Below are 8,127 nucleotides of genomic sequence, written 5' to 3'. Positions count from 1 at the left end.
TCACCTATGCTATCGGTCCATTCTGTTACCTATCTATCAGGTTCGGACACCGGGCATTTCTCCCCGTATAGAGACGGGGAGAAAGACGCTGTCATTGAGGGTTTCGCCAATCGCCAGCGTTGCAGAAAAGGGCGCCGAGGTCGCAACGGCCCCTTCTCCCCGTCACTATACGGGAAGAAGATGCCGGCAGGCAGATGAGGGGTAGCGCCAGCTTTCCAAGACCAGCCCCTAAATCTTCGCATCGTGCGGCAGCGGCGCGGTCGCCTTTTCCAGCCAGGCCAGCGTTTCGCCGTCGAGCATCGGTCCGATCTCGGCCAGCACGCGGGCATGGTAGGCGTCGAGCCAGTGCAATTCGTCGCGCGTCAGCAGATCGGTGCGCACCAGGCGGATGTCGATCGGCGCCAGCGTCAGCGTCTCGAAGCCGTGCATGGCGATGTCGCCGCCCTCGACCTGTTCCGCCGGCGTCACCAGGATCAGGTTTTCGATGCGGATGCCGTAGGAGTCTTCCTTGTAGTAGCCGGGCTCGTTGGACAGCATCATGCCTTCGAGCAGCTTTTCGGTGCCGGTGCGGGCAATGCGCTGCGGGCCTTCATGCACGGCCAGATAGGAGCCGACGCCATGGCCGGTGCCGTGGGCAAAGTCGCAGCCGTGCTTCCACAGCGCCATGCGGGCGACGGCGTCGATTTCCGAGCCGCGCGTGCCGGGGGGGAAGCGAAGCGTCGAGATGCCGATCATGCCTTTCAGCACCAGCGTGAAGCGTTCGCGCATTTCCTCGGTCGGCTGGCCGATCGGCACCGTGCGGGTGATGTCGGTGGTGCCGTCCTGATATTGACCGCCGGAATCGAGCAGGAACAATTCGCCGGCCTGCAGCTTGCGGCTGGTGGTGCGCGACACACGGTAATGCATGATGGCGCCGTTCGGGCCGGCGCCGGAAATGGTGTCGAAAGAGACGTCGCGCAGCGGCATCTGGGTTTCCTCGCCCGTCTGCCGGCGCGTCTCTTCAAGCCTGGTCACCACGGCAATCTCATCGAGCGAGCCGGGTTTTTGGCGCTCCAGCCAGCACAAAAGCTTCGCCACTGCAGCGCCATCGCGCCGATGCGCGGCGCGGGAACCGTTGATCTCGGCCTGGTTCTTGGTGGCGCGCGGAATGCGGGCGGGGTCGGCTGCGGCAACCACCGTGCCGCCATTGTCTTCGACCAACATGCGCAGCCTGTCGGCCGCCAGCACCGGGTCGAGCGCGATCTTCGCGCCACCCTTGGCAAGGGCCACGATCGCCGCTTCGAATTCGCCGGGCTGATGCGGCTCGGCGAGCTGCGTGAGATAGGCCTCGACCTGGCGCGAGAATTTGCGCTGGTCCATGAAAAGCTGGTGAGAGCTGTCGGCTGCGAGGATGGCGAAGCCGAGCGCCAGCGGTGTATGCGGCACGTCACCGCCACGGATGTTGAAGGCCCAGGCGATGGAGGAGGGGTCGGTCAGCACCGCATGGGTGGCGCCGTCCTTGGCGATCGCCGTTGCCAGCCGCGCCAGCTTGTCCTTGGCGAGCTCGCCGGCAAAGCCGATCGGGTGGAGCTCGACCGGCGCCACCGGCGCCTCGGGCTGGTCCTTCCAGATGATGTCGATCGGGTTCTTGTCGAGCGGCACCAGCACAGCGCCGGTCTTGTCGGCCGAAGCCTGCAGCGCCTTGACCTCGCTGATCGTGTGCAGCCACGGGTCAAAGCCGAGCCGCGCGCCCTTGCCGATGGCGTCCCTCAGCCAGACAGCTGGCGGGTTGTCGACCAGGCTTTCGATCGAAAAAATGTCGAGATCGACCTCGTGGCGCACCTGCAGCGTGTAGCGCCCGTCGACAAAGACGAAGGCGCGGTCGCGTAGCACGACGGCGACACCGGCCGAGCCGCTGAAACCGGTCAGCCATTTCAGCCGCGCCGAGCGATCGGCGACATATTCGCCCTGATGTTCGTCGGCGCGCGGCACGATGAAGCCGTCCAGCTCGTTGGCGGCCAGCCACTGGAGCAGCAGCGCGATGCGCGGCTTGCCGACTGCCGGATCGCCCGCGGAATCGAAGGTCTGGAACATTGTGGCCTCCCTGAATTCGGCATTGATGTAGCGCATGGGCATGAAAACCGGAATCGATTTCCGGCTGGCGCAACCTGCTACAGCATCGCTTGACTGACAACCGGCCGGGCTTGGTCCAAGCTGGGTCGTTGCCAGCGTGTCGGCCTCAATGCTTGAGGTGGATCGTCACCCAGCCCTCGCGGTGCAAGGTGCGCAAGTGGCGGAAGTTCTGGCCGACATAGGCCGAGACGACGGCGTTGCGCTGGCGCTCGAGGATGCCTGACAGCACGATCGAGCCGCCAAGTGCGATATGATCGGCCATTTGCGGGGCAAGCCGCATCAGCGGCCGCGCCAATATGTTGGCGACGATGAGATCGAAGGGCGCGCGCTTGCCAAAGATCGGGTGGTGAAAGCCCGGCGCGGTCACGGTCTCCACCAGTGCCTTGACGTTGTTGAGCCGCGCATTGGCAGCAGCCACTCTCACCGCCACCGGATCGATGTCGGTGGCCAGCACCGGAATGTGCGCCAGCTTGGCGACGGCGATGGCTAACACCGCGCTGCCGGTGCCGAGGTCGAGTGCATTGCGCGGGTGCTCGCGGCGCATGACCTTTTCAAGCATTTCGAGGCAGCCGGCGGTGGTGCCGTGGTGGCCAGTGCCGAAGGCAAGGCCCGCCTCGATCTCGATGGCCAGTTCGCCGCTGTGGCGCTTCCGGCGGTCATGCGCGCCGTGGACGAAGAAACGGCCGGCGCGCACCGGCTTCAAGCCTTCCAGCGAGCGCGCCACCCAGTCGATGTCGGGCAGGGCCTCGCGGCCGATCGGCCTAGCAATGGAAAGGCCGGCAAGGATGTCCTTGGCCCGCGTCTCGACCGCATCGACGTCGCCATCGGCATAGAGCGACACTTCGTAGATGTCGCGATCCTCATCGACCTCCAGCACGGCGATCGGCAGGCCTTCATCCTCGAAGGCCGCCTCAAACGCCGCGAAAATGCTGATGGATTCAAGCTTTCCGGTGATGAAATGAAGCCGCGTCTGGGTCATGGATTATGTGTCTTGCTCGAGCATGATCTTGTCCGAAAACCGGTTCCCACTTTTCGCTGACGCGGTCCTTCGGTTCGGGATCATGCGCCCGCGGCCAGTCGCTTCAACTTGGCGACGGCCGTGTCAGCGCTTTCGCCATAGGCGATGGTGCCGGCAAAGTCGCCCTTGGCGTTGAGCAGCAGCACCGAGGCGGTATGGTCCATCGTGTAGTCGCCGTCGCCGGTGTCGACTTTCTTCCAGTAGATGCCGAACGACTTGGCCATGGCATGGACCTTGTCCGGATCGCCGGTGATGCCGACGATGCGGTCGGAGAAATTGCTGACATAGGCGTTCATCACATCGGGCGTGTCGCGCTCCGGATCGACCGAGACGAAATAGGCATGCAGGTTTTTGCCGTCGTCGCCGAGGGTCTTCAGCCAGCCGGCCAGTTCGAACAGCGTGGTCGGGCAGACTTCGGGGCAATGGGTGAAGCCGAAGAAGACGACGCTGGGCTGGCCCCTGAACGCGGCCTCGGTGATCGGCGCGCCTTTCTGGTCGACCAGCGTGAAGGCAGCGCCGAAGGGCTCGCCGCCATAGTGGCCGCGGTACCAGTCGAAGGTCAGCCAGCCGATGCCGGCCGCCATCAGGACGAGAATGCCGACCAGAATAGAACGCATCATCAGTAAGGTCCGTCCACAGAATCATCGGGGCGCCGGCCCAAGGCCGCGCCAGCACGACAGTCTTAACGGTTCGACCCCGTCCAGGCAAAGTGCCGCGTTGCCGCAACCGCAGTGGTGTTGACGTATATGCTTGCAAAGCGGGGTTGGTCGCCCCACCTGTGACCGGCAACTCGAAGCAGGAGGCTCCCTTGCAAGCACTGATTGGGCGGAAACTGATCGGCGGCGCGTTGGCCGCGTGCGTTGTCCTTGGCGCTGGCACGGCCGTCGCCGATGAAGTCGGCAAGGTCGGTGTCGACTGGCTGGGCAACGACATCATCGTCGAGGCGATCAAGGATCCGAAGGTGGAGGGCGTCACCTGTCACGTCGCCTATTTCGATCGTGGCATCATCGACCGCCTGCATAAGGGCAACTGGTTCGAGGATCCGTCCGACTCCTCGATCTCCTGCCGCCAGACCGGCCCAATCACCATCGGCGACATCGATATGAGCGAAGGCGGCGAGGAAGTGTTCAAGCAAGGCATCAGCCTGATCTGGAAGAAGCAGGTGGTGAACCGCATCTACGACAAGGCCAACGAGACGCTGATCTACCTGTCGCATTCACGCCAGGTGCAGAACGGCTCGGCCAAGATGTCGGTCACCACCGTGCCGCTCTACGGCCAGAACGTGGTGTGGACCAGCGGCAAGCCGAAATAGGTGGGTCGGCTGGAACCGAGCTTACGGACGGGTTGGTCCCGCTTGCGGGACCAACCGCCTCGGGGTAAAGCCGCCCGCATGGACCGTTCCGAAAATCTCGTCCCGAAGGATTCCGAGCCGCGCATCCATCCGACCGCGGAACTGAAGGCCTGCAAGCTCGGCCGCTACGCCTCGATCGGCGAGAGGGTGGTACTGCGCGAGGTGAGCGTCGGCGACTTCTCCTATTTCGAGCGCCACGCCGAAGCGATCTACACGACGATCGGCAAATTCTGTTCGATCGCTTCAAACAGCCGCATCAACGCGCTGGAGCACCCCATCGAGCGGCTGACCCAGCACAAGGTCAGTTACCGGCCGAACGAGTATTTTCGCTGGCGGGGCGTCGACGCCGCATTCCGCGAGCGGCGGCAGGCGAAAGCAGTGACCATCGGCCATGATGTCTGGATCGGCCATGGCGCGGTGATCATGCCCGGGGTCACCATCGGCAATGGCGCCGTCATCGGCGCCAATGCGGTGGTGACGCATGACGTACCGTCCTACGCCATCGTCGCCGGGGTGCCGGCCAGACCGCTCAGATCACGCTTCCCGGCCACTGTCGCGGCTCGGATCGAAGCGCTCGCGTGGTGGGACTGGCCGGTCGAAAAGCTCGCCAGGGCGGTTCCCGACATGCAGGCATTGCCGATCGAGGCGTTCCTCGACCGCTGGGAAAACGACGCCATCTGACCGGACTGAAACCCCTTCCGCCATGCGGGGGTGGCGCGGCGGAAGGGGCTGGAGATAACCCGCTGGGTAGCGGAAGGAACAGGCACTCTTGCCTGTGCCGCTATTGTGGCATTGAAGCCATAAGGCGTGTTTTCCGCCTTGTTCTCTTTATGCGTGTAGCCAATTGCGCCTGACGTATTTGTTTGCGCCGGGAACCTGAAGCGGTCGCCGGTTGTTTCTCATCGCGCCGCTGCGTTGAGGGATTTCGACACATGGAAAAGCTTTTCACCAAGATCGCCAACAGGGTCGCCCACGTCACCGGCCTGCCGCTGACCTTTGCCACCTGCTGCCTGATCGTCGTCGTCTGGGCGGTGACCGGGCCGTTCTTCGGCTTTTCGGACACCTGGCAGCTCGTCATCAACACCGGCACGACCATCATCACCTTCCTGATGGTCTTTCTCATCCAGAACACCCAGAACCGCGACGGCGCGGCGATCCAGGCCAAGCTCGACGAGCTGATCCGCGTCAGCGAGGGCCACAACAACTTCATCGGCATCGAACATCTGACCGAATCGGAGGTCGAGGAGATCCGTGACAAATGCGAGCGTGCGGCCAGGCGGCATGACGAGAAGATCGCCGCCATGGCGGCAAAGAAGGCCGTGGCGCAGAAGCGCGGGCCGAAAAAGCACGCGGCCTGAAGCGTCCGCGGTTTAGTTCGGGATCAACCGTGCGGTCATGCTCATTGCTTCATGAACGCCGCGAAATTCTCCTTGTAGTCCGGATGCCAGCGCGACAGGGCCGGGCGGTTCTCGATGATGTCGCCGATCGCCCAGGCCATGCGCTTTTCATCCAGCGGCCGCGCCGCCTCATTGTCCGGGCACAGGATGTAGAAATCGCCCCTGGTCAGGGATTCCAGCATGAAATCAATGACCTGTTCGCCGCTCCAGGCGCCGGCCGGTTTTTCCTTCGCGCCCTCGGTGAGGCCGGTAAAGGTGAAGCCGGGGATGAGCAGATGGGCGGCGAGATGGGCGCCGGGTTCGTTGCGCAGCGCATGCGCCAGGCCTTCGGTGTAAGTCTTCACGCCAGCCTTGGACACATTGTAGGCAAGGTTGCCGGGCGGCGTGGTGATGCCTTGCTTGGAGCCGGTGTTGACGATCAGGCCGGGCTTGGCCGCGGCCAGCATGCGCGGCGCGAAAGCCTCGACGCCATGCACGACGCCCCAGAAATTGATGTCCAGAAGCCGCTTCCAGGCATCGCGGTTTCCCCAAGGTTTTCCGGGGTTGTTGCCCACGCCGGCATTGTTCATCAGCAGCGACACGTCGCCGAAGGCGCCGAACGCTCTTTCGGCGAGATGGTCCACTTCATCCGCGTTCGAAACGTCGGCGGCAACGGCAAGCACGGCATCCTCGCCCGCAATCGCGGAAACCGCGCGGGAGGCGTCGTCAAGGCGCGCGCTGCCGATGTCTGCCAGCACGATCTTCATGCCCATCAAGGCAAGCCGCTTGGCGGCCGCAAGCCCAATACCGCTGGCGGCGCCGGTGATGACGGCGGTGTTGCCCGGGCCAAGCGCGGGCAGGGCGGTCTGGATTTCGGCGTCGGTGATCATGGGCGATGGGGTCCTTCTTTCGATGGCGCAGAACTTAGCGCTGGAACGGGCCAGCGCAAGCCTCCCTGCGCGTAAAGCGCATTGGGTTTGAAGCGATTTATGCGGCGCGCTTCAGGCCTTGTTTTCATGCATGTCGTCGTCCCAAAGCCGCTGCGCCCATTCGGGCGGCATGCATTGGCCCGGGTTGACCAGCCCGGCCGAGGCTGCGCATGTTGCCACGGCAAAAGGAGACTTTTGCCGTGACAAATGGAGATTTCCTGATTGACGGACTGGGTCGCAATTCTGAAGGAACAGACCGCCACCGGCGATCAGATGAGCCGCGAGGTGCCGCAGATGCTGGCCAACCCCGACATCAGCGAAGCGCAGGTGAAAACGCTCTTTTCCGCCCTGGAGAAACAAGCCGAGTTCGTCGAGAAGCTGTGCATGGCACTGGAGAAATTCGGCCATGATTTCTCGATCATCAAGGCGGCGGAACGGCTGGAGGAGCGCTATGCCGACCTTGCCGCCTCGGTGGCGGAAAAACTGAAGGCGATGCGCAAGTGAAGCAATTCCAGGAAAAGTGTGAAACGGTTTTCCGTCCGGAATTGCGTAGACATAAGTAGAGCAATTCCAGGAAAAGTGTGAAACGGTTTTTTCCGCCTGGAATTGCGTCAGACAAAAGCGCTATTTTTCGATCACCCGGGCGAAGCGCCTATCCGGCACAAACCAGATCATCGCAACCAGCACATAAAGCGCGACGCCAATCCACTGACTGACGAAGGTCAGCAGGACTGCTGCGATGTAGAGGGTCAGCGATATCTTGCCCTTGCGGTCATTCCCCAGCGCCTTGGCAAAGGCGGTCTCGTAGCCGTGCAGGCGATGCAGTGTTGCGGCCAGTATCGTATAGGCGACGGCGCATAGCACGAGATCGATGCCATAGACGGCGACCGGCACCGGCGCGAAGTGGTTCTCGCCCATGAAGGCCGTCGTCACCGGCATCAGCGACAGCCAGAATAAAAGATTGAGGTTCGCCCACAGCACGCGGCCGTCGACGCGCTGCACGGTGTGGAACATGTTGTGCAGATTGTTCCAGTAGATGCCGACGTAGATGAAGGACAGCACATAGCTGAAGAAGATCGGCCACAACGGCAACAGGGCGGCAACATCCTCGCCATGCGGCACTTTCAGCTCGAGCACCATGATGGTGATGATGATAGCGACGACGCCATCGGTGAATGCTTCGACCCTGCCTTTGCCCATAAGTCCTCCCCCTCTATCGGCGAAATCTACGCCATAGCGGAACAGGCGGCTACCGGCCATGTGGCTGGGCGACCACCTCTGACGACGGGACGGATCGCGGTTCGGGTGGAAGAAGATCACTTCGCCGTCGTCACAGGCGAA

At 63.0% G+C, this 8,127-nt stretch carries 9 protein-coding genes; 4 read left to right on the top strand and 5 right to left on the bottom strand.

What is annotated here, in order from left to right; all coding sequences use genetic code 11:
- Positions 1–228 precede the first annotated feature (228 nt).
- From AC07FD_RS17080 to AC07FD_RS17070, 3 genes are all read right to left on the bottom strand, one after another.
- Positions 229–2,073 (bottom strand): aminopeptidase P family protein, encoded by a 1,845-nt coding sequence (locus AC07FD_RS17080; protein ID WP_478350797.1) that lies wholly within the window; start codon positions 2,071–2,073, stop codon positions 229–231.
- Positions 2,074–2,218: 145 nt separating this feature from the next.
- Positions 2,219–3,091 (bottom strand): 50S ribosomal protein L11 methyltransferase, encoded by an 873-nt coding sequence (locus AC07FD_RS17075; RefSeq protein WP_478350796.1) that lies wholly within the window; start codon positions 3,089–3,091, stop codon positions 2,219–2,221.
- A gap of 80 nt (positions 3,092–3,171) precedes the next feature.
- On the bottom strand, positions 3,172–3,750 hold the full coding sequence (locus AC07FD_RS17070) for an SCO family protein (RefSeq protein WP_478350795.1): 579 nt from the start codon (positions 3,748–3,750) through the stop codon (positions 3,172–3,174).
- Between the two features lie 188 nt (positions 3,751–3,938).
- On the opposite strand from AC07FD_RS17070, the gene AC07FD_RS17065 reads away from it, so the two are divergent.
- The 3 genes from AC07FD_RS17065 to AC07FD_RS17055 all read left to right on the top strand — a co-directional run bounded on the left by AC07FD_RS17065 (position 3,939) and on the right by AC07FD_RS17055 (position 5,839).
- Complete coding sequence (locus AC07FD_RS17065) at positions 3,939–4,442, top strand: CreA family protein (RefSeq protein WP_457151471.1); 504 nt, start codon at positions 3,939–3,941, stop codon at positions 4,440–4,442.
- Positions 4,443–4,520: 78 nt separating this feature from the next.
- Entirely contained in the window at positions 4,521–5,162 is a 642-nt protein-coding gene (locus AC07FD_RS17060) for a DapH/DapD/GlmU-related protein (protein ID WP_478350794.1), read from the top strand.
- Positions 5,163–5,413: 251 nt separating this feature from the next.
- Positions 5,414–5,839 (top strand): low affinity iron permease family protein, encoded by a 426-nt coding sequence (locus AC07FD_RS17055; protein ID WP_478350793.1) that lies wholly within the window; start codon positions 5,414–5,416, stop codon positions 5,837–5,839.
- A gap of 41 nt (positions 5,840–5,880) precedes the next feature.
- Here the strand turns inward: AC07FD_RS17055 and AC07FD_RS17050 are convergent, their stop codons facing one another.
- Positions 5,881–6,747, bottom strand: a complete 867-nt coding sequence (locus tag AC07FD_RS17050) for an SDR family NAD(P)-dependent oxidoreductase (RefSeq protein ID WP_478350792.1) — start codon at positions 6,745–6,747, stop codon at positions 5,881–5,883.
- Positions 6,748–7,008: 261 nt separating this feature from the next.
- Here AC07FD_RS17050 and AC07FD_RS17045 point away from each other — a divergent pair, with 261 nt between their 5' ends.
- The gene (locus tag AC07FD_RS17045; protein WP_478350791.1) at positions 7,009–7,290 is read left to right on the top strand and encodes a hypothetical protein; all 282 of its coding nucleotides are present in this window, start codon (positions 7,009–7,011) and stop codon (positions 7,288–7,290) included.
- 120 nt (positions 7,291–7,410) lie between these two features.
- On the opposite strand, the gene AC07FD_RS17040 is transcribed toward AC07FD_RS17045, so the two are convergent.
- Positions 7,411–7,986, bottom strand: a complete 576-nt coding sequence (locus AC07FD_RS17040) for a TMEM175 family protein (protein ID WP_478350790.1) — start codon at positions 7,984–7,986, stop codon at positions 7,411–7,413.
- Positions 7,987–8,127 lie beyond the last annotated feature (141 nt).

The sequence above is a fragment of the Mesorhizobium waitakense genome, assembly GCF_056431085.1.
Note: the sequence above shows the minus strand (reverse complement) of the source record. Positions and strands in the feature narration are given on the sequence as shown.